Below are 210 nucleotides of genomic sequence, written 5' to 3'. Positions count from 1 at the left end.
GGACTACGCCGCCTACGAGGTGCAGCTCGTGGTGCTGATCGGTGCCGACTATCAGGGCCCCGGCCTCGAGGAGGCGCAGGCGCTCACCGATGCCGCAGAGGACGCTCCGGCGGCCGATAGCGGTGTCGAGACCGATGCGGGCGCCGATGCCGCTGCCGATGCTCCCGCGATCGATCCCGCCACCGGCTACGAGATCGACCCGGCCACAGG

The 210-nt window shown here is 71.4% G+C and carries 1 pseudogene; it reads left to right on the top strand.

Going from position 1 to position 210, the window contains the following annotated elements:
- A pseudogene (locus AMS67_RS17585) lies at positions 1-210 on the top strand (LytR C-terminal domain-containing protein); the annotation flags it as partial.

The sequence above is a fragment of the Leucobacter japonicus genome (genome assembly GCF_001273855.1).
Classification (GTDB): Bacteria; Actinomycetota; Actinomycetes; order Actinomycetales; family Microbacteriaceae; genus Leucobacter; species Leucobacter japonicus.
This window is presented reverse-complemented; position numbering and strand designations above follow the sequence as displayed.